Source organism: Corynebacterium phocae (genome assembly GCF_008693075.1).
Classification (GTDB): domain Bacteria; phylum Actinomycetota; class Actinomycetes; order Mycobacteriales; family Mycobacteriaceae; genus Corynebacterium; species Corynebacterium phocae.
The window spans coordinates 1-25,837 of sequence record NZ_VXKJ01000020.1 but is presented as its reverse complement, the minus strand read 5'-3'; the positions used below and the strand labels follow the sequence as shown (position 1 = coordinate 25,837).

At 59.6% G+C, this 25,837-nt stretch carries 27 protein-coding genes, 1 tRNA gene and 1 pseudogene; 12 read left to right on the top strand and 17 right to left on the bottom strand.

Annotated elements, in window-relative coordinates; translation table 11 throughout:
- Positions 1-297: 297 nt before the first annotated feature.
- Positions 298-379: transfer RNA gene (locus F4V58_RS01400), tRNA-Tyr, on the bottom strand.
- A 77-nt stretch (positions 380-456) separates the two neighbouring features.
- Positions 457-1,452 (bottom strand): polyprenyl synthetase family protein, encoded by a 996-nt coding sequence (locus F4V58_RS01395; protein ID WP_075732713.1) that lies wholly within the window; start codon positions 1,450-1,452, stop codon positions 457-459.
- A 160-nt stretch (positions 1,453-1,612) separates the two neighbouring features.
- Between F4V58_RS01395 and F4V58_RS01390 the strand changes: the two genes are divergently transcribed.
- Positions 1,613-2,833, top strand: a complete 1,221-nt coding sequence (locus F4V58_RS01390; protein WP_075732711.1) for a geranylgeranyl reductase family protein — start codon at positions 1,613-1,615, stop codon at positions 2,831-2,833.
- 523 nt (positions 2,834-3,356) lie between these two features.
- Here the strand turns inward: F4V58_RS01390 and F4V58_RS01385 are convergent.
- From F4V58_RS01385 to F4V58_RS01360, 5 genes are all read right to left on the bottom strand, one after another.
- Positions 3,357-4,058, bottom strand: a complete 702-nt coding sequence (locus tag F4V58_RS01385; protein WP_281247308.1) for a demethylmenaquinone methyltransferase — start codon at positions 4,056-4,058, stop codon at positions 3,357-3,359.
- A 29-nt stretch (positions 4,059-4,087) separates the two neighbouring features.
- Positions 4,088-5,392, bottom strand: coding sequence for a glycosyltransferase family 4 protein (locus F4V58_RS12430; protein ID WP_169833290.1), 1,305 nt, complete (start codon positions 5,390-5,392; stop codon positions 4,088-4,090).
- A 154-nt stretch (positions 5,393-5,546) separates the two neighbouring features.
- A complete protein-coding gene (locus tag F4V58_RS01370; protein WP_075736370.1) occupies positions 5,547-5,966 on the bottom strand; it encodes a DUF3592 domain-containing protein in 420 nt (139 codons plus the stop codon).
- A gap of 61 nt (positions 5,967-6,027) precedes the next feature.
- Positions 6,028-7,683 (bottom strand): 2-succinyl-5-enolpyruvyl-6-hydroxy-3-cyclohexene-1-carboxylic-acid synthase, encoded by a 1,656-nt coding sequence (menD, locus tag F4V58_RS01365; RefSeq protein ID WP_075732709.1) that lies wholly within the window; start codon positions 7,681-7,683, stop codon positions 6,028-6,030.
- Positions 7,684-7,887: 204 nt separating this feature from the next.
- On the bottom strand, positions 7,888-8,535 hold the full coding sequence (locus F4V58_RS01360; protein WP_075732707.1) for a hypothetical protein: 648 nt from the start codon (positions 8,533-8,535) through the stop codon (positions 7,888-7,890).
- 145 nt (positions 8,536-8,680) lie between these two features.
- Here F4V58_RS01360 and F4V58_RS01355 point away from each other — a divergent pair, with 145 nt between their 5' ends.
- Positions 8,681-9,217, top strand: a complete 537-nt coding sequence (locus F4V58_RS01355) for a DUF421 domain-containing protein (protein ID WP_075732705.1) — start codon at positions 8,681-8,683, stop codon at positions 9,215-9,217.
- Positions 9,218-9,406: 189 nt separating this feature from the next.
- On the opposite strand, the gene F4V58_RS01350 is transcribed toward F4V58_RS01355, so the two are convergent.
- Positions 9,407-10,417, bottom strand: a complete 1,011-nt coding sequence (locus F4V58_RS01350) for an o-succinylbenzoate synthase (RefSeq protein WP_075732703.1) — start codon at positions 10,415-10,417, stop codon at positions 9,407-9,409.
- Between the two features lie 25 nt (positions 10,418-10,442).
- Here F4V58_RS01350 and F4V58_RS01345 point away from each other — a divergent pair, with 25 nt between their 5' ends.
- From F4V58_RS01345 to menE, 3 genes are read left to right on the top strand one after another with little or no spacing between them, the layout of a single operon-like run.
- On the top strand, positions 10,443-11,366 hold the full coding sequence (locus tag F4V58_RS01345) for a 1,4-dihydroxy-2-naphthoyl-CoA synthase (RefSeq protein WP_075732701.1): 924 nt from the start codon (positions 10,443-10,445) through the stop codon (positions 11,364-11,366).
- Between the two features lie 10 nt (positions 11,367-11,376).
- Positions 11,377-11,532 carry a hypothetical protein gene (locus tag F4V58_RS12425; protein ID WP_169833289.1) on the top strand — a complete coding sequence of 52 codons (156 nt, stop codon included), beginning with the start codon at positions 11,377-11,379 and terminating at the stop codon, positions 11,530-11,532.
- Entirely contained in the window at positions 11,522-12,661 is a 1,140-nt protein-coding gene (gene menE, locus F4V58_RS01340) for an o-succinylbenzoate--CoA ligase (protein WP_075732699.1), read from the top strand. The genes F4V58_RS12425 and menE overlap by 11 nt, the downstream gene beginning before the upstream one ends.
- Here the strand turns inward: menE and F4V58_RS01335 are convergent.
- Positions 12,654-13,313 carry a metal-dependent transcriptional regulator gene (locus F4V58_RS01335; protein WP_075732697.1) on the bottom strand — a complete coding sequence of 220 codons (660 nt, stop codon included), beginning with the start codon at positions 13,311-13,313 and terminating at the stop codon, positions 12,654-12,656. The genes menE and F4V58_RS01335 overlap by 8 nt on opposite strands.
- A 470-nt stretch (positions 13,314-13,783) precedes the next feature.
- On the opposite strand from F4V58_RS01335, the gene F4V58_RS01325 reads away from it, so the two are divergent.
- The 5 genes from F4V58_RS01325 to F4V58_RS01305 are packed head-to-tail and all read left to right on the top strand — an operon-like array spanning position 13,784 to position 17,935.
- The gene (locus F4V58_RS01325; protein WP_075732693.1) at positions 13,784-14,728 is read left to right on the top strand and encodes a metal ABC transporter substrate-binding protein; all 945 of its coding nucleotides are present in this window, start codon (positions 13,784-13,786) and stop codon (positions 14,726-14,728) included.
- Between the two features lies 1 nt (position 14,729).
- A complete protein-coding gene (locus F4V58_RS01320; protein ID WP_075732691.1) occupies positions 14,730-15,404 on the top strand; it encodes a metal ABC transporter ATP-binding protein in 675 nt (224 codons plus the stop codon).
- The gene (locus tag F4V58_RS01315) at positions 15,401-16,255 is read left to right on the top strand and encodes a metal ABC transporter permease (RefSeq protein WP_075732689.1); all 855 of its coding nucleotides are present in this window, start codon (positions 15,401-15,403) and stop codon (positions 16,253-16,255) included. Before F4V58_RS01320 ends, F4V58_RS01315 begins: the two co-directional genes overlap by 4 nt.
- The gene (locus tag F4V58_RS01310; protein ID WP_075732687.1) at positions 16,252-17,052 is read left to right on the top strand and encodes a metal ABC transporter permease; all 801 of its coding nucleotides are present in this window, start codon (positions 16,252-16,254) and stop codon (positions 17,050-17,052) included. The genes F4V58_RS01315 and F4V58_RS01310 overlap by 4 nt, the downstream gene beginning before the upstream one ends.
- A 13-nt stretch (positions 17,053-17,065) precedes the next feature.
- Positions 17,066-17,935, top strand: coding sequence for a 1,4-dihydroxy-2-naphthoate polyprenyltransferase (locus F4V58_RS01305; protein WP_075732685.1), 870 nt, complete (start codon positions 17,066-17,068; stop codon positions 17,933-17,935).
- Between the two features lies 1 nt (position 17,936).
- On the opposite strand, the gene F4V58_RS01300 is transcribed toward F4V58_RS01305, so the two are convergent.
- Positions 17,937-18,260: a DUF4229 domain-containing protein gene (locus F4V58_RS01300; protein ID WP_075732683.1), complete on the bottom strand. Its 324-nt coding sequence runs from the start codon at positions 18,258-18,260 to the stop codon at positions 17,937-17,939.
- Positions 18,261-18,899: 639 nt separating this feature from the next.
- Here F4V58_RS01300 and F4V58_RS01295 point away from each other — a divergent pair.
- A complete protein-coding gene (locus F4V58_RS01295; RefSeq protein WP_075732681.1) occupies positions 18,900-19,112 on the top strand; it encodes a hypothetical protein in 213 nt (70 codons plus the stop codon).
- Here F4V58_RS01295 and F4V58_RS01290 read toward each other — a convergent pair.
- The 7 genes from F4V58_RS01290 to hemL form a co-directional block, all read right to left on the bottom strand.
- Positions 19,069-19,377 carry a helix-turn-helix domain-containing protein gene (locus F4V58_RS01290; protein WP_075732679.1) on the bottom strand — a complete coding sequence of 103 codons (309 nt, stop codon included), beginning with the start codon at positions 19,375-19,377 and terminating at the stop codon, positions 19,069-19,071. The genes F4V58_RS01295 and F4V58_RS01290 overlap by 44 nt on opposite strands.
- Before the next feature lie 3 nt (positions 19,378-19,380).
- Positions 19,381-20,298, bottom strand: coding sequence for a c-type cytochrome biogenesis protein CcsB (gene ccsB / locus F4V58_RS01285; RefSeq protein WP_075732677.1), 918 nt, complete (start codon positions 20,296-20,298; stop codon positions 19,381-19,383).
- 139 nt (positions 20,299-20,437) lie between these two features.
- A complete protein-coding gene (locus F4V58_RS01280; RefSeq protein WP_075732675.1) occupies positions 20,438-22,066 on the bottom strand; it encodes a cytochrome c biogenesis protein ResB in 1,629 nt (542 codons plus the stop codon).
- Positions 22,067-22,080: 14 nt separating this feature from the next.
- Positions 22,081-22,860 (bottom strand): cytochrome c biogenesis CcdA family protein, encoded by a 780-nt coding sequence (locus tag F4V58_RS01275; protein ID WP_075732673.1) that lies wholly within the window; start codon positions 22,858-22,860, stop codon positions 22,081-22,083.
- Positions 22,861-23,430 (bottom strand): TlpA disulfide reductase family protein, encoded by a 570-nt coding sequence (locus F4V58_RS01270; RefSeq protein WP_075732671.1) that lies wholly within the window; start codon positions 23,428-23,430, stop codon positions 22,861-22,863.
- Positions 23,420-24,028 (bottom strand): histidine phosphatase family protein, encoded by a 609-nt coding sequence (locus F4V58_RS01265; RefSeq protein WP_075732669.1) that lies wholly within the window; start codon positions 24,026-24,028, stop codon positions 23,420-23,422. Before F4V58_RS01265 ends, F4V58_RS01270 begins: the two co-directional genes overlap by 11 nt.
- 1 nt (position 24,029) lies before the next feature.
- On the bottom strand, positions 24,030-25,352 hold the full coding sequence (gene hemL / locus F4V58_RS01260; RefSeq protein WP_150385664.1) for a glutamate-1-semialdehyde 2,1-aminomutase: 1,323 nt from the start codon (positions 25,350-25,352) through the stop codon (positions 24,030-24,032).
- Positions 25,353-25,430: 78 nt separating this feature from the next.
- On the opposite strand from hemL, the pseudogene F4V58_RS01255 reads away from it, so the two are divergent.
- Positions 25,431-25,837: pseudogene (locus tag F4V58_RS01255) on the top strand (hypothetical protein); the annotation flags it as partial.

The following is a 25,837-nucleotide window of genomic DNA, read 5'->3' as shown; positions in this document are numbered from 1 at the left end:
CTATCTAAACGGAATTAGACGCCCGCGCAAACAGTGGCAAAAGCACAAGCCAGCGGGCCTTATGATATTTAGGGACCGAAAACCGTGTTGTTTTTGGTATGAAATCAAAAATTTTGCAGTGTGATTTAGTAATATATCTAGACAACTGTCAGGGTTTGTACAGACTTTCAGGAAAAAGTGAAAGACTAAATTTCTCAGCTTGTGCCCAGGAACGAAAAGAGCTGCTAGAGCGGGGGCGGCGCGAAAGAAAAAATCCCACAGTCCTTAAAATTTCTAAGAACTGCGGGATAAAATTTGTGCCAGGTAGAAGATTCGAACTTCTGAAGGCTACGCCGGCGGATTTACAGTCCGCTCCCTTTGGCCGCTCGGGCAACCTGGCAAGCACCGCTGTGGTGCGTGAAGTAACTTTACTGATTATCTTACAGCAAATGCAAATCAGCAGGTGGTTGCGTAATTCTAGCCAACGCGCTTGACGGTGTACTGGGTGAGTTCACGGAGGGCATCGGTAGCTGAATTCTGCGGCAGCTTGTCCAAGTCCTCCTCAACCGCAGCCAAATACTTCTCAGCGTCCCGTAGAGCAGCCTCACGGCCACCGGAAGCGTGAAGGAGCGCCACAGCCGCAGCGACCTCCTCATCAGTCTTCAAAGGCCCAGTGAGAAGGTTGCGGAGCTTCTCCCCCGCCTCCGAGTCTTCCTGCAGGGCGTAGAGCACAGGAAGGGTGAACACGCCCTCACGCAAGTCCGTGCCGGGAGTCTTACCCGAGTCCTTGGGATCAGAGAAGATATCAATGATGTCATCGATAATCTGGAACACCATGCCAATGTTGGAACCAATCCGCTTGAGGCGCTGGCAGTTCTCCGGACTAACTCCCGCATGATAAGACCCAAGATAGGCGGCAGAGGCGATAAGCACCGCCGTTTTCTCACGAATAACGGCCGTGTAGTGCTCAACCGGGTTGGCGCCACCAGCGCCTTGAGTCTCCCGCATCTGACCTGTCACCAACTCCTCAAAAGTCTCAGCGAAGTGAGCAACGGTGTGGGTATCAAGCTGCGACATGATGCGAGACGCGTGAGCCAACAGAGCATCACCGGCCAAAATGGCCACAGAGTTGGACCAACGCGAGTTAGCGGACTCCACGCCACGACGGCGGTCAGCCTCATCCATCACATCATCGTGGTACAAAGTTGCCACGTGAATAACCTCCACCAAAGTGGCTGCCTTAATGACCTTTTCCGAGCCAGCCTCCGGGCCGTACTCTGACGCGAGTAACGCCATTACAGGACGGAAGCGCTTGCCTCCGGCGCTGGTTAAATGCAGCGCTTTTTCAAAAACGAACTGCTGCCCGCGCTTGATTTCTTCCAGGAGCAGTTTCTCCACTGCGGCCACACCAGTAGCCACGCGCATGGTTAGCTGCGGGTCACCCAAATCTACGGTGTTTTCGCCGTCGCTCATTCTTTATTGTCCTTATAAAGTCTGCTAAACCGCATACCACCAGCAGGAGTCTACGATCTATGTATTTAACTTTGGATCAGCTGATAATCCCCTTCTAACCTAGTCCACGTGCGGGGGTTGAACATAGTTAAGGGGCCGGGAGTCTGAAACAATAGTTCCCATGGAGCTAAAATTTGATGTTGCAATCATTGGGGCCGGCCCTTCCGGAGCCGCCGCCGCAATCCACGCCGCCAAGGCCGGACACCAGGTAGCGCTCATAGACTCCGCGCAGTTCCCCCGCGACAAAACCTGTGGTGACGGACTAACACCACGGGCTATGCACCAGCTAGGAAACCTAGAGATTTTGGTTAACCCCTCCTACCGCAACAAAGGACTTAAGCTCCACGGTTTTGGCGGCTCTGTCACCGCCCCTTGGCCCCAGTCCTACCCCTGCACGGAGGGAACCGCCCTCCCCCGCACGGACTTTGACGCGCTCATAGTCGAGCACGCACGCACCGCCGGGGCGCAATTTATCCACGGAACGGCTAACGCACCCCACGTTGTGGATGGCCAGTTGAGGTCATTTCACGTTGGCGCGGATACCGTCACCGCGCGGTGGGTCATTGTTGCCGACGGCGTACGCTCCACCTTCGGCAAACAGCTAGGAAGAATCTGGCACAAAGGCGAGGTGTACGGAATTGCTGCCCGCTCCTACGCCACCTCCCCCAAGGCGGCAGAACCCTGGATGCACTCACACGTGGAGCTAAAAAACGCCGCCGGTGAAGTTCAACCCGGCTACGGGTGGATCTTCCCGTTGGGTAGCGAACTAGGCATGGTCAACATAGGGCTAGGCGCACTATCTACCGCCACACGCCCGGCAAAGATCAACACCAAGAAACTCCTTGACTACTACGCCGAACAACAACGGGAAGAATGGGGGCTAGGGCCGGTGGAAAAGGTGGCGTCGGCGTTATTGCCCATGGGCGGTGCCGTCAGTGGCGTAGCTGGAAAAAACTGGATGCTCATTGGTGACGCCGCAGCCTGTGTGAACCCCCTCAATGGCGAAGGAATTGACTACGGGCTAGAAACCGCAGCCATGGCCGTATCCCTTCTTGCTGAACCTGACTTCACCCGCGCCTGGCCCCAGACCCTGCAAAGCGCTTATGGTGAAGCCTTCCTCCTTGCACGCACGGCAGCGCGGTTATTGACCTACCCGCAATTCCTGCCACTGGCGGGCCCCGTGGCACTGCGCGGACCGGTGGGCCGCATGCTCATGCCCGCCGCCGCCCGGCTCATGGGCAACCTTGTCACAGATGAAGACCGCGACCTGGTAGCCCGAGCCTGGCGTTTAGCCGGACGTGGGATATCACTTACCCGGCGCGACAGCCCGCTGTGGAGCTAGAAAGCAGGGTGAGGAATTTGGGACCGTCACGGGCTCGCTGTACCACGCGGAAAAACTTCAAAGACTCAGGCGCATCACCGAGGTGAGAGGCGACCCTGAGCCGTTTATAGAGAGTATACGGTAGATGAGGTTAGCGGTATTTATTTTGACCAGGCCGGACGAAAGGCAAAGCAGGCATCAGACATTGAATGAGCCTCTGATTAACGTTCGTTCAGGAAAAGGAAGCGCTTTCGTAAATAAGATTCGGTATGATTTGTCTTTCGACCTAAAAAGGCGAAAGGTTTGGACGATCTTCGATAAGAAGATAAACCAAAGTTAGGCATCAGGCTTACTTGGCCGCCCAGCTAGAACAGGTACGCCAGCACCATGTAAAAATGCGTGGCACGCGAGCCTCCGCTAGGGCCGGCTAGTCTGCGCTAAGTCCACGTCGGTGGAAGATCTTCACGACTGTTTCTGTGCCTTGTCAGCCCCAGCGGTGTCAGAGCTGAAACCCCTTACCATCCAGTAGGCCCTTGTAGGGCGGCTAGCGGGGCTTAGTGGCCGAGTGGAGGGCCACAATGCCAAAGGTAAGGTTTTGCCAGCCGGCGTTTTCCCACCCGTTGCGGTTAATGGCAGCGGCCAGCTGGTCTTGCTCCGGCCAGGCGCGGATGGACTCCGCTAGATAAACGTAAGCGTCTGGATTGGAGGCCACCAGCTTGGCAATGGGCGGCAGAAGCCGCATGAGGTATTCCTTGTACAGGTTGCCAAACACCGGGATGACTGGTTTGGAAAATTCCGCCACCGTTAGCCGCCCACCCGGCTTAGTCACGCGCGACATTTCCCGCAGTCCCAGCTCAAAGTCGTGAATGTTGCGCAAGCCATAAGAAATGGTGACCGCATCAAAAGTGTTGTCAGGGAAAGGCAACTGCATGCCGTCCCCAGCCACTTTGGGCACGTCCCGGTCCCGGCCCGCAGCCAACATGCCCCGGGAAAAGTCACACGCCACGCACCACGCGCCGGACTTGGACAGCTCCACGGTGGACACCGCCGTACCGGCGGCCAAATCTAGAACCTTCTCCCCCGGCTTCAGGTCCAGGCGCTCACGGGTGCGCTTGCGCCAATAAGCATCCTGGCCAAAAGACAGTACCGTGTTGGTGAGGTCATATTTCTCCCCCACCCCGTCAAACATGGTTGCCACGTCGATGGGTTTTTTGTTCAGGTCCGCTTTGGTGTTGTTTTTAGCCACGCTTTCCTATCCTAGGGCACACGGTTGTTTTAGGCTACGCGGCCACCCAAAGCCCGCGTGGCCCACCGAGGCAATTCCGGGCGTTGCCCGATGAAGGTCAAAGGGACTTCCCGAACGCTTTCCAACACCTGTTCGTAGTGCTCCAGCAGCTGCTGGCAAAGGCTCTCCCAGGTCTTATCCGCTATGGAAGCGCGGGCGTTGTGGCGCAGTTCCTGGTGAATTTCCTGATTAAGCAGCACCTCCACTGCGCGGGGCAAGTCATCAATGAAGGTATCCACGTCCAGGAGCAGACCGTTGTGTCCGTCTTGGATGAGATCCACGGGGCCGCCCGCACGCGGCCCGATGGTGGGCACCCCGGAGGCTTGCGCTTCCTGGATTGTCTGGCAGAAAGTTTCAAACTCACCGGCATGGATAAATACATCCAAGCTGGCATAGGCACGCGCCAGGTCTTCCCCGTCCAAAGCACCCATGAAAATGGCACCGGGAAGCTGGGCTTCCAACAGCGGGCGCTCCGGACCGTCACCCACAATGACCAACTGAATATCATCCCGGCCCACCAACGAAGCCAGGCGGTGTACACCTTTCTCTGCTGCAAGCCGGCCTACAAAGCCGACTGCGTATTTTGGTGGGTTGCTTTGCGGGGAGGCTGCTTGGTTGCTTTGCGGGGAGGCTGCTTGGTTGCTTTGTCGGGAGTCTGCTTGGTTGCTTGCCTGGGCCCCTATTTCGGTGCTGGCTGCAACTCCCCACTGCTCGCGCAGCTGTGGGCTGCGCTTGGAGGGGTGGAAAAGTTGAGCATCTACCCCGCGGCCCCAACGGTGGACGTTGCGCACATTGTGGTCGTGCAAATCCTTGATGGTGGCCGAAGACGGCGCGAGGGTCAGCTGACAGGAATTGTGCATGGTGCGGACCCACTCCCACGCCGCGTTAGCCAAGGCCGTGGCACTGTATTTGGTGGCAAAACCCGCAATGTCGGTTTGATAGATTGCCACCGCCGGGACCCTTTGCTGGCGGGCAACCAGGGCACCGGCCGCACCCAATACGAAGGGGCTGGCAAGGTGGACAATGTCTGGTTTGAACGTGCGGATGGCCTCATCGACTGCGGTGGTGGGTACACCAATGGGCAGCGAATCAATCTTAGGGATCTTCACCGTGGGCACGCGGTGAATGGGGAAACCCAGGTAGTCGGGAATTTCTTCTTGACCATCACGGGCACCGGGGGCCACCACTATGGCGTCATGACCGGTGCGCTTTAAGTGCTCAAGCACACGCAGGACGGAGTTGGTTACCCCGTTGACGTTGGGAAGGAAAGACTCAGCAACTATGGCAACACGCATGACTCCTACCTTTACATATATTCGCTACGTCTACATATCCGACTAGTGAACTGCACGTTAATTCTTAGCGCTGGGACGGGCGTTGCTAAGGCTGGACGTTGCTAACTGCTGCGGCACTTACTAGCGCTCGGGTTACTGCGTTCCTGGACGGGAATTAGCGGAAGGGACGCTGATTAGTCCGCCCGGCTAGCCACCAGCATAGCGCCGCAATAAGGGTAGCGATAGCAGCCACCGACAGCGCCGGAATGATGGACAGCGTCCATTCCCTGCCCAACACTTTCACCAGATCCGGATTAGACGCCTGGTATTCCACCCACACCTTCTGCCCCTTCCCCAAACCAGTGGGATAACGTAAGCCGTCTTTGGGAGAGTGGTAGCGCCCCAGTTCATCTTGGAAGCTCACCGTGGTTCGCGTGGGAGAAACCGCCGTTACAATACCCAGCGCCCGTGCCGGATCACTGGCTATAGCCCTATCGTTGAGGTATGGGCCGGCCACCATGGACACGCTGCCCACTAGGGCCGCAAGGTAAAGTGCCGCGATAAGTTGGTACGCCCGGCGCCGTATTCCGGTAATTACCGGTGCGAGCGCTGCTGTGTCAACAGCTGCGGGGCCAGGTTGGCTTGCCGGGTCTGCGTTAACCACCGGTCTTCGCCGCAATTTCCGCGTGCAGGGCGCGGCGGGTGCGCCGTGCGGCGATTGCTTCTACAACAGTTATTCCCACGGAGCGCTCCTTGAGTTCAGCCAAGGTATCCAACAGCTCCTGGGTGGATTCAGCCCGCCGGTAATCCACACCATAGGCCCCCACCAACTGCTCAATGTCTACGCTCTGTGGCGTGCCGAAAGCCCGCTCAAAGTTGTCCCGAAGACCTTGTGCTCCCACCTCCAGTGTTTCAAAGATTCCACCGCCGTTGTCATTGGCCACCACGATTGTCAGGTTCTCCGGACGGGCGTTATCCGCGCTGATACTCAGGCTGGAGGCGTCATGTAAGAAAGTAATATCACCCATAACGGCAACGGTGCGGGGCGCGCGCCAGGCGTCTGCCTCCCGGGACTGCGTGGCCAATGCAACACCTACTGCCTGCGCCACCGTACCGTCAATACCAGCCACCCCGCGCGGGGAGTAAGCCTCCACGCCATCAAAGGGCAGCCCCACCAGAGAAGCATCTCTCACCACATTGGAGGCACCCCACACCACGGTGTCTTCGACCGCCAGAGTGTCCGCGACTGCAGCAGCCACGTGCAGCCCCGTGAAGCCGTGGTCCGGGTTTGCTAGGGTCTCCCGGACGGCGCTGGCGGCCATGTCCGCCATACCAGCGCACACTTTGATCCACTCCTGCGTTGGCTCCCCCGTGGTACGAACCGTTGTTCCCAACCGCGCTTGATCACCGCGCGGGTTAGTGAAATCAGACGTGCGTGACAGGGAAATCAACTGGATATCTGGATCACTAAGCAACGCTAGAACACCACGGTGCAAGGTAGGGTGGCCCACCACGATTACCTGCTCTACCTTGGTCTTCACCACGTAGTTGTTAGCACTGACCTGATCCTTGCGGAAAAACGCCGCTGCCGCCGGGTGCACCGGATAATACGGGGCGGGGGCACTGGGCTCTGCAATAGTGGGCACGTCCTCCAAGCCGTCTACTGGCCAGGCTTCATCACCTGCTATCACCAAAGTGTTGCGGGTGAGGTCTACGTCTACCACGCCGTGATTGCTCATCTTGGGGGCCGGCGCGCGGTGTAGCGTGCGGTCGGTAGGGGTTGTTGGCAGCTCGTCCCCAACTAAGGGCGCGTCAAGGGCCACATTGATATGCACCGCGTATTCCTGTCCCAGGCGCTGGGCCATGTCCGGGATATCTTCAACGCTGGTTAGTTGGGTAGTCTCTGCGGCTTTGGCAAAAATCCCTTGTTGGTCGATAGTCTGCGGCGCTCCGGTTCCCACCAGTCGCTGTGGACGGTCCGCGGAGACAACCACCAGCGGGGTATGAGAATACTTAGCCTCAATGAGAGCCGGGTAGGCGTTAGCCACTGCAGTCCCCGAAGTCATAATTACCGCCACGTGGCGCTTTTGCACCCGGGCTAACCCCAGCGCCAGGAACGCGGCGCCACGCTCATCAATGCGGGTGTGAACCCTCAAGTCCGGCCGCGCCAGGACCGCCAAACTAAGCGGCGCGTTGCGCGAACCCGGACACAGCACCACGTCAGTACAGTGGCGGGAAAGCTGGGCCGCAACCGCCTGCGCCAGCTCCACTGCCGCCGGTTGCGCTGATGAATGTGCTGAATTTCCTATCATAGTTAACAGTCTACTTCCGTCCGCGCAGATAACCCGATCAACCAGGGCAGAGGTTCCGTAGCTGCCTTTCAAAGTCACTCTTCTTGCACTATGCAGGGGCTAGTAGCGCGCCAGATTGTTGGGGCTGGTTACTGACGCGACTAGTTAGCGTTGCGACCGGTTGGTGTTGCGACTGGTTGGTGCTGTGACCGGTTGGTACTGCGGCTAGTTGGTGGCTTTTTCCAGCTCGCCCAGAATCTCATCCAGCCAGCTCTGGACCTCATCCGCGCCGCTGTTGAGGCTCTCCTCAAAGTCCTTCAACCCGTTTTGCAAGTCCTCCGGCAATTCCGTGGGAATATCCGCCGGCGGGATAATGTCCTTCGGAGTAGCGGTAGTGGTGGACACCTCAGTGGTAACCAGGGTTTCGGTCACCGGGACGGGGTCCGGCTTGCTGGACTCGTGCGCGTAGAGCAAGGCGAAAATACCCGCAGCAATAACACTGAGAGCCAGTAGCGCCGCGAGTGCAATGACGGTGGCACCGCCACCTCGCTTTTCCACGGGTGCCGCGTAAGAACTAGGTCCCGGCTGAGCATAGGTGGCGGTAAAAGGAACCTCATTCTGGTTCAGCGGTTGACCAGGTTGTTGCCCGTAGCCCGCCTGCGGAGTCTGGGATTCCGGGAATACCTGGTGCGGGTAGCCACCGCCCTGGGTGCCCTGCGCTCCAAACACAGCAGTTTCTTCCGGTTGGGATCCGCTGGAATACTTGTTGCCCGAGTTGGTACCACCAAAGTTGGTACCGCCATAGCCGCTGGAGTTTTGGGGGTTTACGTTGGAGTTTTGGGGGTTTTCAGGAAAATTGGAATTTTTGCTCATATGAACGTTTTACATTCCCATCCTGGCAAATTCCCCACAAAACGCTTCTTGCTGGCTGGTTGTCACCGTTTTGGTACCAAGATGTTCACTAAACGATAAGGTTTGCAATCACTTTCTGCTGTGAAAGTGTGGAATACTTCACGGCATGTGGTTTGATTCCTGGTTTGATTTATCTCGTATTGTAATAATTGGCATTTTGTCCTACATCACCATCATGGTGATCCTCCGCCTCACAGGCAAGCGCACGCTGTCCCAGCTCAACGCGTTTGACTTCATTATCACGGTGGCCCTGGGTTCAACGATGGCCAGCATTATTTTGTCCTCGGACGTCTCATACAGCGAAGGCCTCCTAGCAATGTCCTTGCTGGCCGGCCTACAGCTGGTTGTGGCGTGGCTAAGCTCCCGCAGCAAGGATTTCCGCAAGACAATTACCTCCCAACCGGCACTGTTGGTTAAAAACGGCCAAGTTTTGCCCGGAGCTATCAAAGAACACCGCTTGAGCGAAGCCGGCGTACGCCAAGCTGTTCGCATGTCCGGTGTAGGTGGGCTAGACAAAGTTGCCGCCGTGGTCCTGGAGGCCAACGGCAAAATCAGCGTCATCACCAAAGACAGCGCTGGTGACCACTGGGCACTACAAGACGTCAACGACCCCGTTGGCAAACGCGGCTTCGAATACAGCTAAGCCCCAAAATCCTGGGGGTTGCCATGTTAGCGCTGGCAGCCCCCACCAACCTCCCAAAAACAGAGGCGCTCCCCCATCCATAGGGTGAGCGCCTCTTAGACGTTTTTATCTCAGACGTTTTTAGGGAAATCCCGACGACCATTCCTGATAACCATCAGCCGTGAATTGCCGGGCCGGCCGGTGCTGGCCTTAGAGGTACTGCCAGCACTCCCGCACGCGGTCAAACCAAAAGTCGCGGCGGGCAGGGGTGGCGGCTAGGGCAGCTAGGCGGTCCGGATCAGGGGTGAGATTATCGACCGCCAAGAAACCGTCGGTAATAGTGCGGGGAGCGCACACGTCCTCAATGAACAAGGAACCGGTGGCAAGCCCAGCGGCGGCAGGCGGGACATCCAACTCATCATCGTCAGTAATCTGCGGCAGCGCCGCCACCGCGTGCAAGCCCATGGAAATACCCACAGCCGTATCCAACGCAGAAGCAATAGTGACGTCCATATGCCTATCACGCAAATCCTGCGTGAGCTCCAGCACGCGGCGTACCCCGCCCAGGGGGGCTGGCTTAATCACGGCGACATCGGCAGCCTGAAGCTCCGCCACCCGGTAAGGATCCTTGGCGCGGCGAATGGATTCATCAGCAGCAACGCGCACAAACAAACCGCTGCGCATGAGCTGCATACGCACCTCTTTGAGCTCCTCCACCGTGGCGCAAGGTTGTTCAATGTAGTCCAGCGGCATGAGCACCTTGGCGGCAGCGATTGCCTCTTCCACGCTCCAACCGCCGTTGGCGTCCACGCGCAACACCGGAGTGCGGCCAGTAGCAAGCACGGCCTCGCGGACGGCGTTGACCCGGGAGATGTCATCAGCAAGAGTTTGGCCCGGCTCAGCCACCTTAATCTTGAAAGTCGTACACCCCGGGTAGCGGTCCATGATTTCCGGGACCTTACCAGCAGGAACGGCAGGGATAGTACCGTTCACGGCCACCCTATCCCGGTTTTTCTCCGGGAAGCCAGTAAAAGCAGCTTCCAGCCCCGCAGCCAGCCAATTGGCAGATTCCTCCGCGCCATACTCCAAGAAAGGCGCGAACTCACCCCACCCCTGCGGGCCATCAATCAACAGTGCTTCACGTGTGGTGACCCCGCGGAACTTAACCGCCATGGGGAGCGCAACCACATGGGCGCGCTCTAATACCTCATCAATTTTCATGGGTTTCAGGCTACCCTAGGAAACCATGAGCAATCCTTTCAAACCCGAACTGTGGCAACCAGTTGCCGGCTTCGAGGACCTAACGGACATCACCTACCACCGTCTACGCGGGGAAAAGCGCGCGGACGGCGTAGTTCGAATAGCCTTCGACCGCCCAGAAGTACGCAACGCCTTCCGCCCCCACACAGTAGATGAGCTCTACCGGGCCCTAGACCACGCGCGGCGTACCCCCGATGTAGGCACCGTGCTACTGACCGGCAACGGACCATCCGCCAAAGACGGCGGCTGGGCATTTTGCTCCGGCGGGGACCAACGCATACGCGGGCGCTCCGGGTACCGCTACGCAGAAGGAGAAACGGCAGACACCGTGGACACTGCGCGTGAAAAGGTTGAGGGCGGACGCCTGCACATCCTGGAAGTCCAACGGCTAATTAGGACCATGCCAAAAGTGGTCATAGCCGTAGTCAACGGCTGGGCCGCCGGCGGCGGGCACTCCCTGCACGTGGTCTGCGATATGACGGTGGCTAGCCGCGAACACGCCCGCTTCAAACAAACCGACGCAGACGTAGGATCCTTTGACGCCGGTTACGGCTCCGCCTACCTGGCCAAGATGGTGGGGCAGAAATACGCCCGCGAAATCTTCTTCCTGGGGCGCACCTACGACGCGCAGCGAATGTACGAAATGGGCGCGGTCAACGAGGTGGCTAGTCACGAGTCACTGGAGGACGCCGCCATTGCCATGGCCCGGGAGATCAACACCAAATCCCCTACCGCCCAACGCATGCTGAAATTTGCCTTCAACTTAACCGATGACGGGCTCATGGGTCAGCAGGTTTTTGCCGGGGAGGCCACCCGCCTGGCCTACATGACCGACGAAGCCGTAGAAGGCAAGAACTCCTTCTTGGAAAAGCGCGATCCTAACTGGGACGACTTCCCGTATTACTACTAGTTTTGTGACTATGACTTACTTTTTCCTGGCTGGTCTGGCTATCTTGGCCACGGGGGCTTTCGTGGCCGCGCGGGTATGGATGCTGCGCAAGATAAACCAGGCCGGAAAAGCCGGCCAGCGGCCATTTGACTACGAAGATGAAATGAAAAACCCCTATGAGCCGTAACCTCTCCCCCGTCCCGGTGAGCCTAGGCGACCCCGGTGCCTTTGTAGACGAGCTAGAACTAGCAATCGCTGGTGAACAAAGCATTCTGCCACTACCCGCCGAGGACCGCGCCAAAGCGGAACTCCTGCGCACCACGCTGCTAGCCGGAAAGCCAATTGACCCCGGCGTGGCGGTGGTGGTTCCCACTTCCGGCTCCACGGGCACACCCAAAGGCGCCATGCTCACCGCACGCAACCTAGTGGCCAGCGCGGACGCCACCCACCAAGCACTTGGCGGACCCGGCCAATGGCTGCTGGCCATGCCCGCGCACCACATAGCTGGCCTGCAGGTACTCACCCGCGCCCTGGTAGCCGGCGTGGAACCCTACTGCCTAGATCTGACCGCTGGGTTTTCCGTGCCCGCCTTTGCCCGCGGTGCAGAAGAACTAGCCCAAACAGGCGACCGCGTCTACACCGCACTCACCGCCATGCAACTAGCAAAAGCCATGGACACCCTAGAAGGGATAGACGCCCTGCGGGTATTTGACACCATCCTAGTAGGCGGCGGTGCGGTCAACCCACAGCTGCTAGAGTCCGCGCTGAAACTGGACATTAATCCGGTGACCACCTACGGCTGTTCCGAAACCGCCGGTGGGTGCGTCTACGACGGCCGGCCACTACCAGGCACCGAAATCCGCGTGGAAGCAGACGGAAGAATTCTACTAGGCGGGCCCACCGTGGCACGCGGATACCGCAACCCCGGGCCAAACGTAGACATCACCGCCTTCTCCGGCACCTGGTTTAAAACCACCGACGCCGGATTCCTAGACGGAGACGTACTAACCGTCACCGGACGGCTAGACAACATCATCAATTCCGGCGGACTAAAGCTCCACCCCGAGGCTATCGAACAGCTGCTCCTGCACATCAAAGGCGTGGATTCCGCCTGCGTAGTGGGCGTACCACACCCACGCTTGGGGCAAATGATTGCCGCAGCCTACACCGGATGGGCCAGCCGCGCGGACATCCTCGAAGCACTTGATGACCTCCCGCGCTGGCAAGTTCCCAAAGACCTTAGACGCGTAGCGGAACTACCCACAACCGGACCCGGAAAGCCGGACCGGCAGGCGGTGGCACAGTTGTTTAGCTAACAGTGATGTCTTCAGCCGTTTGGTCCCCAAACACCAACTGCCGGCCCTCCACGTCAACCTTGATAAGCCCCATTTCCTTTTCCACCACGGTTGCTTTAGAACCCACGCCCAGGCCGTTCTTAAAGGCGTAGCGCAACAGCTCAGGGGAGCCATCACAGAAGCGCTCAACAGTCACGGTCTGCCCTACCTCCACGCCGGCCAGCGTCTGCAAACCCAGATCCTCAATCACACCGGCGCTAGTGGGAATGGGATCCCCGTGAGGATCCCGGGTGGGATTACCCAGCAACTCCCCAATCCGGTTAATAAAGCGCTCCGAGCAGCCGTGTTCCAACCGGTCCGCGTCATCGTGGACCTCATCCCAGGTGTAACCCAGCTTCTCCACCAGGAAAGTCTCCAACAAACGGTGGCGGCGCACCACCTCAATGGCCAGGCGGCGGCCCTCTTCAGACAACTCAATACCCGAGTAAGGCGTGTGTTTAACCAAACCCTTAGCTGCCAGGCGCTTCACCGCCTCAGAGGCCGTGGGCATCTTCTGCCCCAACCGCGCCGCGAGTTCGCTCAATGGGGCGGGGGCACCGCCATTGTGCTCACCCAAATCCCACAGGGCCTTGAGATAGTCCTGCGCGCGGTCTGACAAATCCTGAAGCTGCATAGTCCTAATATACTAACCCGTGTTTCAGTTCCTGAGTAGTTATTCGAAGTACACAATATTGTTCAAATCATTGAACTTAGGAGGGGAGCACCCGCCATAAGCTAGTGCGGTCATCCCCCGGGCCACCATTTTCTTTTCACAATTTTACGCCAGCCCTTTGACCCCGCACCGGGTTTGAGTGCGGTGGTTGTGATTGGTGGGGCTGCTGCTGGTGCTGCTTGTGGTCGTGTGGCTTGTGGGGCTGCTGCTTGTGGTCGTGTGGCTTGTGGGGCTTGTGGCTTGTGGGGCTTGTGGTGGCGTGCTGCTGGTGGTGGTGCGCGGGGAACGCGCAGCTGGGGGCGGGTTAAGGGAGTCGGCTGAGAGAAAAACCACAAGAATTAGACAAATCTTTGCCATCCTACCCTGATGAAGGTAAGGTTTACCGATGTTCAGGAGATTGAACATCAAACTTTTAGACGATAGGATTCGATATGCGTTACCCCCTAATTGCCGCTGCGACTGCAGCAGCCCTAGTACTCACCGGCTGCGGTGCCTCTGATGACACCGCAGAGCACAAAGAAGTAGACGGCAACGTTGACGGCCAGCTGACCGTCTTCGCTACCACCGGCTACATCGCTGACGCGGTGAAAAACATTGCCCCTTCCGCAGAGGTCATCACCATGGTTGGCCCAGGTGGAGACCCACACACCTACCAGCCCACCACCAAAGACATCGAGACCATGAAGGACGCAGACCTAGTTATCTGGAACGGCCTTCACCTGGAAGCCCAGATGATCGAGCAGCTAGAGTCCTTCGGCGACAAGCAGCTCTCAGTTGGCGACAACCTCGATGAGGGAGACCTCCTTCCTTGGCCAGAGCAGGGCCCAGAAGGCGAAAAGCTTTATGATCCGCACGTCTGGAACAGCCCTGAGCTGTGGACCGACGTGGTTGAGCAAATCGGCGACAAGATGGGCGAGGTAGACGAGGCCAACGCAGACGCCTACGAAAAGGCCGCTGACGCCTACGCTGAGAAGATTGAGACCGCAGTCGACGAAGCCCAGGAGATCCTCGCTGACGCCGAGCCACGCATTCTCATCACCGGCCACGACGCCTTCAACTACTTTGGCCGCACCTTCGGCTTCGAGGTTTTTGCCACCGACTTCGTGACCACCGACGCAAAGCTGTCCCCCACCCAGATCTCTGAGCTGGCAGACATGATTGCTGAGAAGAAGGTTCCCTCCATCTTCCAGGACAACCAGGCTAACCCACAGGCCATCACCGCCTTGAAGGAAGCTGTCCAGGACCGCGGCTGGGACGTTAAAGTCTCCGACGCAGAGCTATTCGCTGACACCCTAGGCGCGGAGTCCCCAATGGACACCTACCTAGGTGCACTGCGCCACAACGCAGAAACCGTTGCAAAGGCCCTAGCTAAATAACATGTTAAAGGCGACCAATCTGACCGCAGGTTACCGCGACCCCATAGTCAGAGATGCCAGCTTCGAGCTGGAAAAGGGAAAAATCACCGGAATTGTTGGTGCCAACGGCACCGGCAAATCCACCGTGATTAAAACCATCGCGGGACTGATTCCCAAGCACGGCGGCGAAATCAAAATCGACGGGCACTTAAGCTACATGCCTCAGCACGCCGACGTGGACTGGGATTTCCCCGCCACCGTCCACGACCTAGTAATCATGGGTCGCGCACCCCGGCTCAAGTGGTGGCAGTGGTATAGCGCCGAAGATAAAAAGCGCACCTCCCAAGCCCTTGAGCAAGTGGGGATGGGTAACCTAGGAAAGCAGGATATCTCCAAGCTTTCCGGCGGTCAGCGCCAGCGCGCTCTCCTTGCGCGCACCTTGGTCTCCGACCCGGACATCGTGCTCCTCGACGAGCCCTTTGCCGGGATCGATGCACACAGCCAGGCCTCCATCGAGGAAGTTCTGCGGGAGCTACGCGGCCAGGGAATAGCCCTGGCACTCGTACACCACAACCTCCAAGAAGTGGCCGCGCTGTGTGACAACGTCATCATGCTGGAGTCCGGACGTATTTCCGCCCAAGGACCTACGTCCACCACGCTTAGCGATCAAGCAATTGCGAGCATGTTCTCCTCATGAGCCCCTTAGAACTATTCTCCGACTACACCTACCGTCAGGCGCTGATTGGCACCGTGACCGTAGGTGCTGCCGCGGGCGCCATCGGCCCGCTGGTTTTCGTGCGCCGGCAGTCCCTGCTGGCAGACGCCATCGCGCACTCCGCTCTCCCCGGACTCCTGGGTGCGTTCCTAGTGGCAGTGACGTTAGGCCTAGACGGCCGCAACGTCCCCATGTTGATGATTGGCTCGCTTATCTCCGCAAGCCTGGCGGTATTTGTCATCTACACCGTCATCGACAAACTGCCCATCAAGGTTGACGCTGCTATGGCCGCAACCCTAACCACATTCTTCGCGTCCGGCATGCTGCTCATGCAGTACATCTCCCGGCGGCCCCTGCCCGGCAAAGCCGGTATCCAGGACTACCTGCTAGGAAACGCGTCAACGCTGACGCAGTCGGACGTCAACTCCATACTTGTCGCTGGTGGTGGAACCGTGTTGGTCCTTTCGTTGGTACATCGTGTCCACGCGACCATCACCAGTGACTTATCCTTTGCCCGCGTGGCGGGACTGCCAATCAAAGTAGTTGACGTCATTGCGTTCTTCTCCCTGATTGTCATTACCGTGATTGGCGTGAAAGTTGTGGGCGTAGTGCTCATGGTTTCGGTCATCATCGCGCCAGCCGTGGCCGCCCGCCAATTTGTCCACCGGCTCATCCCGTTCATCGTGTTGTGCGCGGTCATCGGTGCCATTACCGCCGCCGTGGGTTGCTACCTGTCCATCGCGTTCGGCGCGCCCACCGGCCCCTGCATTGTGGTCATGCACGCGCTCACCGCCTCGGCCGCCCTTATCTGGAAGAAGGTCTCCCGCGCATGACCCTGGCTACAAGTATTTGCCTCCTGGCCATTGCCACCGCGCTGGCCTGCGCCATCCCAGGCGTCTTCGTGGTGCTCAAGGGTGACTCCATGCTCATCGACGGCCTAGGCCACGCGGTGCTCCCCGGTATTGCCGTGGGTTACATGTTCACTCATGACCTTTCCTCCCCCTGGCTGATTGTCACTGCCGCCTTGGGCGCCCTGGCCGTGGGGCTGGGAACCCAACGCATTGCCCAAAGCGGGCTCATTCCGCGCGACGCCGCGCTGGGTATCATCTACCCCGCGCTATTCGCCGCCGGCGTTTTGCTCATCTCCGAGAAATTCGCGCACGTACACCTTGACGTTCACGCCGTGCTGGTGGGCGATCTCAACCTGGTTGCCCTTTCCAGCCCCGAGTACATCCTGTACCTAGGCGGGATTGCACTGTTTAATTTCATCTTCGTCATGGTGTGTCTGCCCCGGCTAACCACCTCCACCTTTGACAACAAGCTGTTAGCCGCACCAAAGCTACACCTGCTCTTCCACGCCGCAGTAGCCGTAACCGCCACCGCCGCGTTCCAAACCGCCGGTGCCATGCTGGTAATCGCACTAATGGTGCTGCCCGCCGTCATTGCCCGCCTCCTCACCCGCCGGGTGCTGCCCATGCTCCTGGTAGCCATGTTGGTCGCCATCGTGGGCTCAATCCTGGGATTCTGGGGGGCATACCACGCTAATGCAGCCACGTCCGCCGCCATGACCGTGGTCTACGCTCTGCTCTTTATCCCGGCAGTCCTGTGGTATAAATTCGCCCGCTCGTGAAAGAATGGGAACCATGACTGATTTTCGCAACTGGTTCCTGGGCGCCCGCCCGCACACCTGGCCCAACGCCATCGCTCCGGTAATAGCCGGCAGTGGCGCTGCGGCTGCAGTGGGCGGGTTTCATTCTGGGCGGGCACTCCTAGCCCTAGCGGTGTCCATGGGGCTAATTGTGGGCGTAAACTACGCCAACGATTACTCCGACGGAATCCGGGGAACAGACGACGAACGCTCCGGCCCCGTCCGGCTCACCGCCAGCCGCCTGGCCAAACCCGCACACGTCAAGTACGCCGCCTTCGCTTCCTTAGCACTCGCCGGAATAGCAGGAGTGTGGCTCTCCTTAGCCGCCAACGCCCCCTGGCTAATCATCATGGGCTGTTTTTGCATCACCGCCGCTTGGTTCTACACCGGCGGAAAGAACCCCTACGGCTACCGCGGCTACGGCGAACTAGCCATCTTCATCTTTTTCGGACTAGTGGCCGTCCTAGGCACCGAGTACACCCAAGCGGGCCACATCACCGGCACCGGCCTGGCACTAGCAGTAGGAATTGGCGCCATGAGCTCCGGCGTGAACCTAGCCAACAACATCCGCGACCTGCGCTCCGACGCCCGCGCCGGCAAAATCACGCTCGCAGTCAAACTAGGGAACAAAAAATCCCGCCGGCTTTTCACCGCCGCCCTCCTCACCCCAGCCGTATTGACCCTACTGGTCATCTTTGCCCACCCCCTGGCCATCCTGGCGTGGGCCTACCTGCCCTTTGCTATCAAAGCCATCCGGATAGTCAACCGGGGCGCACGCGGCAAAGAGCTCATCCCCGTACTGGCCATTACCGGGCGCGGCATGCTGGTCTGGGCGCTTATCACCGCGCTGGTGGCGGCGCTCTAGCTTAGCGGCCGGCTAGTTCCTGCTGCACCCACTGCTTCTGCGCGCGGCGCTGCGCCGCGTACTGCGCGATTGACTGCGTGGCCTCCATACGCCAGCGCTTAAACAACAGCATGGACAGCGGCAGCGCCACGAACAGCGCCAGCAGCGCGGAGACCACCAGCGGCACCGGCGCGTTCACGGCCATAACAAATGCCTGGATGGCCACGGTCAAGGCAACAAAAAGCCCCAAGCGCGCAAGACCGTACTTGACCATAGCCACGCGGGATTTACGCCGTAGTTCAGGATCCGGTTCTGGTGGTCTTGTATTCATCGAGCTTGTGTTCATTGGGATAATTTTACGCCCTCTGGCCGCATTCTCCGAGTCACCGGGGAAAACCTCAAGCCGGGGCTCTGCTCCGATTTATTTTCCGCTAAAATCTGCGGAGTCTTCGAACTTTTGGCCACCATCGGGACTTGGGCGCTTTGCCTTCGTATTTCACGGACAACTGAATTTCGGGAATTCTATCCGAAGTAGCCCCCGCGCTATAAGGGCCGCCCCTTACCGTGAGAGCCCAGGTCCTCAGCCTACAGAACGCTTTGTGGAAGGGCCACGCCTACAAAAAGAACATTACCCGCGTTCCCTATATACGGGAAGCGGGTATGTCGTGTTAATGGCAGCATATCATAGCGGCTAAACCAGGTCAGGTTCTTGTAGCGGTCCGCTTCTCTAACCTGCCTGGGCAAGCCTTTTAAGCCCACGGGGCAGGCCAAGGATTACGGAAAGACTGCACGAACTTCAGCGTTGCCGGTAAAGGCTGGGGATTGGCAACGCAAATGCTGGCGGACGCCCTGGGATGGCCGTCTTTTAAAAAATAAGCCCTCAAACCGGGGGCAAGGGCCGCGTGAGACACGAAACAGTCAACGGCTAGCCGGTAGGGTGGCAGAAATCGGACTATAGCGCTGACTGCCCGTAAGATGAAGGGCTATGGGACGCCTAATTCTGATTCTTCTTGTCATTGCCGCCGTGTATTTGGTGTGGAAAGCCTTCGGGCCGGCGTCCTGGAAGAAGCCGGACGCCCTGGGGGAGCCGCCCCGCCAGATCAAGGGCCCGGATGATGATGAAGATTTCCTCTGGGAGCTGGAAAAGAAACGCTTTAAGGAGCGCCGCCGCCGGGAGCAGGAGAATCATGAGGAATAAAGGCCATCTCCATGCCCAGGGCCTGAGCCACGGCAAAGACCTTCTCCCAACGCACGCCCGTGCCGCCGTGCTCAATAGTGTGCAAAGTAGAACGCGAAATCCCGGCGCGCCCGGCTAAATCCTGCTGGAGGACCCCCAGGTCCCGGCGGCGCTGCGCCAGTGCAGCGCCCAGGGCAAGCAGCGCGGGGTTGTCCCCGGCGTCTTTGCCAGGTTTGCGGCGTGTGGGGTTAGTGCCTGCGGGGTTGGTGCCTGTGGGGTCGGTCACTTCTTATACCCCTGCGTAGGAATGCAGGCCGCTGGTGACCAGGTTGATGAAAAACAGATTGAAAATCATCACTGCCATGGCGGCCACGTTGATCCAGGGCGCGCCCTTGCGCCAGGAAGGCGTAGCGCGGGCGTGCAAATAGGCGGCGTAGAGAACCCAGGTGGCAAAGGAGGCTGTCTCCTTAGGATCCCAGCCCCAAGGCCGGCCCCAGGTGGCCTCCGCCCAGATGGCTCCTAAGACAATACCCAGGCCCAAGGTGGGCAGCGTGATGATGGCGGTGCGGTAGGCCAACTGGTCAAGTTTTGCCGCGTTGGGAAGCGGCTTGGCCACTTTGCCGGCCAGTCCGGATTCTTGGCCTTTGGGTTGCCAGCGGCGCAGTAAGTGCAGCGAGCTCATCAAGCCAGAAAGCAAACCAATGGATGCACCCAAAGACACCACGGTCACGTGCACGGGCAGCCAGTAGGACTTCAGCGCCGGCATGACGGGTGCGGCCTCCAGGTAGAGTTTAGTGCCGCCGTAGAACATCAGCGCCAAGATGGGCACCAACATCCAGGGCCACAGCGTGCGCCATTCCTTACGCTGGAAGGCCAGCGCGGCAGCGGTCATGGCGCCGAAGGTGATCATCAAGACGTATTCGTAAAGGTTGCCCAGCGGGAACCGGCCGGTAGCCAGGCCGCGCAGGACTATAGCCACCAGGTGTACGGCTATGCCCACCCAGATAAGCGATTGCATCATCGCGCCAATCCGCGCCACGCGGGCTTCCACGTCCGCCCCCAGCGGGGCGCTACCCCGGCGCGCGTCAATGACCGCCTGAATACGGCCGTAGTAATACAGCGATATGAACAAAGCAATGACGTAGACCACCAGGGAGGTCCGGAAAGCCACATCCGAAAAGCTGGCCAGGTTGTGATCGATGAGCATAAGTCAATAGCCTACTCGCGCGCGCGGGTGCCGCCCAACTTTTGGTGGACGGTGGGCTGGACGGTGGGTTGGGCTGTTGGGCGGGCTGTTGGGCGGGGCGTTTGGCTCGGCGTTTGGCTGGGCCGGTGAGCGGGGACGTTTAGTCGTCTACCCAGAGGGCGTCTTCTTCGACTTCCTCCGCAGGAGGGAGTTCCATGAGCTGGCGGTAGAGGGAGTCGAACTCGGGGCCCCAGCCGGCGGCATCGGTACGTGAAAGCCCGCCCATCTCCACCAGGGTGCCGGTACCGGCGGGGCTCAGGCGCACCCACACGCGGCGGCGCTTGATAACCAAGGAGGCCACCAAAGCCAACAGCATGGACAGCGCGGATAACAGCATGGGCAGCTGCATGGGGTTGTGGGAGATTTGGTAATTAGCAAACTCACTAGCGCCGTTGAAAGTGACCTTGGTGCCGTCATCGAGCGTGATGGACTCACCCTGTTCCAGGTTCACGCGCTCAATCTTTTGCAGCTGACCCGAGTGAATGAGGCTGTTATCCAGAGCAAAGATGGATTGGGCGGTGCCGGTGTCTAGGCCGGCGTCGCCGCGGTAGATATCAATGGCCAGCGCCGGGTCCAGCATGGCCGGGAAGGAAGAGCTCAGCAGCTTGCCCTCCTCACCAGTCCAGGCGGCGGTGGGGGCAAACAGCCCCTGCAAAGCAATCTGGTGCTGGCGGCGCTCGTAGAGGTCCGGGTACATGCCCGCCGGCGGGTCAAAGCGCATGGCCCCGGAGGAGAGGAACGTGATCTGCTCCGTAGGTTGGAACTGCCAAGTCTGTGTGCGGGTTTCCCCGTTAGGCCATTCCACCGTGATGGTGGGCGCGTAGCCGTGGCCCTGGAGGTAAACGCGGTCGGTGGATAGGCGCAGCGGGCTGTTGACCTTGAGATCGTAAGTCTTCCACTCGGAGGGGTCGGTGGTGATGTCCGCGCCCTCAGCGTAGGAAAGGCGGGAAGAAAACATCTCCGCCTGGCCACTAGGCAGGTACTCCGCAGTGAAGTCATGCGCGATGAAGCAAAAGGGGTTTAGCCCCGTGCCGTCAAAGAAAGCCCCGGCGCGGAAAGAGTCATAGTTAGAAGTGGAGGTATTGCAGAACTCCGTGGACTGGTCCACCTCCACAGCCTGGTCATAAGAACCGGATTGGGTGACCACAATGACCATGCCCTCATAAGACAAGAACTTGGACAACGCCGTGAAAGCCAAGATGGCTACCAGCCCAATGTGGAAAATAAGGTTGGCCAGCTCCCGGGCGTAGCCGCGCTCCGCAGACAAAGACCAGGCACCAACGCGGTCTTTATCCCCAGAGTATTCCGCCACGCGCCACTTGCTCAGCAGCTCGCGGGCGGATAGTTGCATCTGCTCCACCGGGCGGTCAGTGCTGGCGCTGGCGTGGTGCGGCAGCTTATTCAAGAACTTAGGCGCGCGGGTAGGCTGCGCCCGCCACTGCCGGTAGTGGTCCAGCGAACGGGGAATAATGCAGCCAATCAAGGAGATAGTCAGCAGCATAAAGATGGCCTGGAACCACCAGGAAGAAAAGACGTCAAAAAGCTGCAGGCGGTCGTAGATTTCCGCGACCCGGCCGTTAGCGGCAATGAACTCACGCACGTTAGTCTCATTGAGCTGGCGCTGCGGGAGCAGCGAACCCGGGATGGCGGCGGCGGCCAGCAGGAACAACAAAGCCAGCGCGGTGCGCATACTAGTCAGCCAGCGCCAGCTTTTGAGCAGATACTTCACTGTGGTTTTTGTCCTTAGATTAGGGTCGCGCCGTAAGTCACGGTCCACTGCCTGATGATGTTAATGAAGTCTGTCCACAAACCGCTAACTAAGGCCAGCCCCACCAAGATCATAAGTAGCCCGCCGGCAACTTGGATTGCGCGGGTATGCCGCTGCAACCAGCTAACGGTGCCCACTGCTCGCGCGGACCCCAGCGCCACTAGAAGGAAGGGCAGGCCCAATCCTAGGCAGTAGCCGATGATAAGCAGTACGCCGCGCAGCGCCGTCATACCTTCCGTGCCGGCGGACACGGAGATAATAGCCGCGAGCGTGGGCCCCAGGCACGGGGTCCAGCCCAAGGCAAACACCCCGCCTAAAAGCGGCGCGCCCAACCAGGTGGTCCAACGCTTGGGCTGGATACGGGTGTCTTTTTGCAGCGCCGGCACCACGCCCATGAACACCACGCCCATGACTATGGTCACCACACCGCCGGCGCGCATGAGGGTGTCTGCGTTGAGCGCCAGCGCGGAGATGGCGCCAAACACGGAGACGGTGGCTAGGAGAAACACCACGGTGAAACCGGCAATAAACAACGCGGCGGCCAGCGCCACCCGCCCCCGGCGCGCCGCTACCCGCACGCCCCGGGAATCATACTCAACCTCCGCGCCCACCACGCCAGCCAGGTAAGAGATATAGCCCGGCACCAACGGGATAACGCACGGGCTGGCAAAAGACACCAGCCCGGCCACGGCCGCGGCCAAGATCCCCAGGGCTAGCGGCCCGTGCGCGGCGGCTTCCGCGAATGCCTCACCCATTTATTCTTGCTCCAGCTCTTTAATGACCTCTAGGAGTTCGGTGTCCGTGGTTTCTTTCAAAAACACCGCCGCCGGGCGGTGCTTACGGTCTAGCACCACCGTGGTGGGAACCACCGAGGTAGGAATACCGCCCAGGGCCAGCGCAGTCTTGAAAGGCGGATCATAAATAGACGGATAATCCAGGCCGTTGTCTTCCAAGAAATCCCGGGAAATCTGCGGGTTGTAATCCCGGATGTTTATCCCCAACACGGTGCCGTTATCCCCCAGGGCCTCATGGACACGCTGCAAGTCATCAGACTCTGAGCGGCACGGTGCGCACCACTGCCCCCAGGAGTTGAGCACCACAATCTTTCCCGCGTAGTCGGACAAAGAGATGGTCTGGGACTCATCGCGCAGGTTGGGCCCGGAAAGCTCACCCAGCGGGGCGCGCTCAGATTCCGGATACTTAATGACAGTCTGACCGCCCGGGGAAATGAACTCAAAAGTCCCGCCCTGGACCACCGCGTCATCGGTTTTTTCACACCCAGCCAGCATGAGCGCCGCCAGGGCTACCAGCGCCCTAGATTTCATAGGCCGGCTGGGTGTAGAAGATATCGGTGATTTCATCATCCTTGTACACCAACGAGGTCACCGAGGCCAGGTCACACTCCCGGTTCCACGGCGCGTGCGCCAGCTTAAGCCCCAACACGCTGCGCTGCACCATCACAATGGGCAACTCATGGGAAACCAAAATAGCCTCATGGCCCTTGGCCACCACGCGGGCCGCGTCAACGGCGGCCATCATGCGGTCCGCTACCTCCTGGTAGGGCTCACCCCAGGAGGGAATGGAAGGGTCTTTCAGCAGCGGCCAGTGCTTAGGGTTCCACAGCTGGGAGTTCCAGCCACGCACCTGCAGGCCCTGGAACTGGTTACCCGTTTCAATGATTGACTCCTGGGTATCCACCTCCAGGCCCACAACCTTGGCAATCTCCCCCGCGGTCTCCTGCGCGCGCTGCAACGGCGATGCCGCCAAATACGTCACGTCATGCCCCGCAAAGGACTTCGCGGTGCGCGCAGCCTGGGACACCCCGCGCGCAGACAGCCGGTAGCCCGGAATCCGGCCATACAAAATCTTGTCCGGGTTATGGACTTCCCCGTGGCGGACCAGGTGAACGATGGTGGTAGACATATTAAATTTCCTTTCGGGCCGCCGCCGCAGCTTTGGCAGCGGGGGCAAGTGCGTTATCAATGATCTCAAAGTCTGCGTCACCCAGGGCGTCAGAGACAAACCACGTCTCAAACGGGCTGGGGGCAACGTACACGCCGCCTTCCAGAAGGGCGTGGAAAAACGGGGTGAAGCGGAAGCTCTCCGCGGCCTTCATATCCGCGAAGTTTCGGCCCGGGCCCTCCGCAAAGCGGATGGAAAACATGTTAGCCGCCCGCTGGATGTGGTGGGCCACGCCTTCCGCACTGAGCGCGGAAGAAATCAGGCCGGTCAGCCGGTCCGCGTGGGCGTTGAGGCGGTCATATAAGGGGGCATCGGCAAGCTGGAGGCTCTTTAAACCCGAAGCCATGGCCACCGGATTCCCGGAGAGCGTGCCCGCCTGATAAACCGGTCCCTTGGGGGCCAGGTAATCCATGACATCCGCGCGCCCACCAAAGGCCGCGGCCGGCAACCCGCCGGAAACTACCTTGCCAAAGCACACCAAGTCACCAGCCACGCCATCCACGCCAAACCAACCCTCATAAGAGGTGCGGAAACCCGTCATGACCTCATCCAAGATGAGTAGCGCGCCGTCCGCGTGCGCGATCTCCTTCAGCGCGGCGTTAAACCCGGGCTCCGGGGCCACGGTGCCCATGTTGCCGGCGGCGGCCTCGGTGATGATGCACGCTATCTCCCCCGGGTGCGCCGCGAACGCCGCCCGGACCGCGTCCAGATCGTTATACGGCAACACGATGGTCTCCGCAGTAACCACCCCCGGGGAATCCGGCAACGCAAACGTAGCCACGCCCGAGCCCGCCGATGCCAACAGCGCGTCCACATGCCCGTGATAACAGCCATCAAACTTCACGACCTTGCTGCGCCCAGTAAACCCACGCGCCAAGCGCACCGCAGACATAGTAGCCTCCGTGCCAGAATTGACCATGCGGACCTTCTCCACCGCCGTGCGCGCAATTATCTCCTCCGCCAACAACGCCTCCCCTTCCGTGGGCGCGCCAAAGCTCAAGCCGTCCTTAACGGTCTTTTGCACCGCCTCCACAATCTCCGGGTGGGCGTTGCCGTGAATCATAGGGCCATAAGAAGAAACCAGGTCAACGTACTCATTGCCGTCCACGTCCCACAGCCGTGAGCCCTTACCGCGGGCAATCACGCGCGGGTGCCCGCCCACAGAGCCATAAGCGCGCACTGGGGAATTCACCCCGCCCGGAATAGATTGCTGCGAACGCTCGAACCACTTGCTGGACTGCGAGGTACTCGCGGAATTGCGGGGAGAATTAGCCATAGCGCTCATTGTAGTAGGTCTAAACCCTAGCGCCATCTCCCGGCGCGGGCTATGCTGATGCTACACAAGATATCGGGGGATTTTCTTATGCGTCAACAACACGCAACCACTCTTATTGCCATTTTCTGCACCGCTACCACCGCCGCCCTGGCGGCTTGTCAGCCCGCGCCGGAGCCGCAGACCCGCCCGGTGGCGGCGGTGGGGTCCTGGATGAGCGACTGGCACCCGGACGCCAGCCCAGTGCCGCTAAGCCGACGCACTGAGGACCAACCCGCGCCGGGTGCCCGGACCTCACCGGACCGGGAAACCATCTTCGCCACTACCTCCGACTCCACCCCTACCGCCGCCGCCAGCTCTGCATCAGCACCCGGTGGGCCCGCCGGGAACCGGGCTGGTAAACCGGCGAGGCGACGGCCAGCGCAGTCCGCGCCCGGCTACCGCGCACCCATCCACCGCGCGCCCGCCCGGCAGCCGGCTCACCCCGCTGCTCCGGC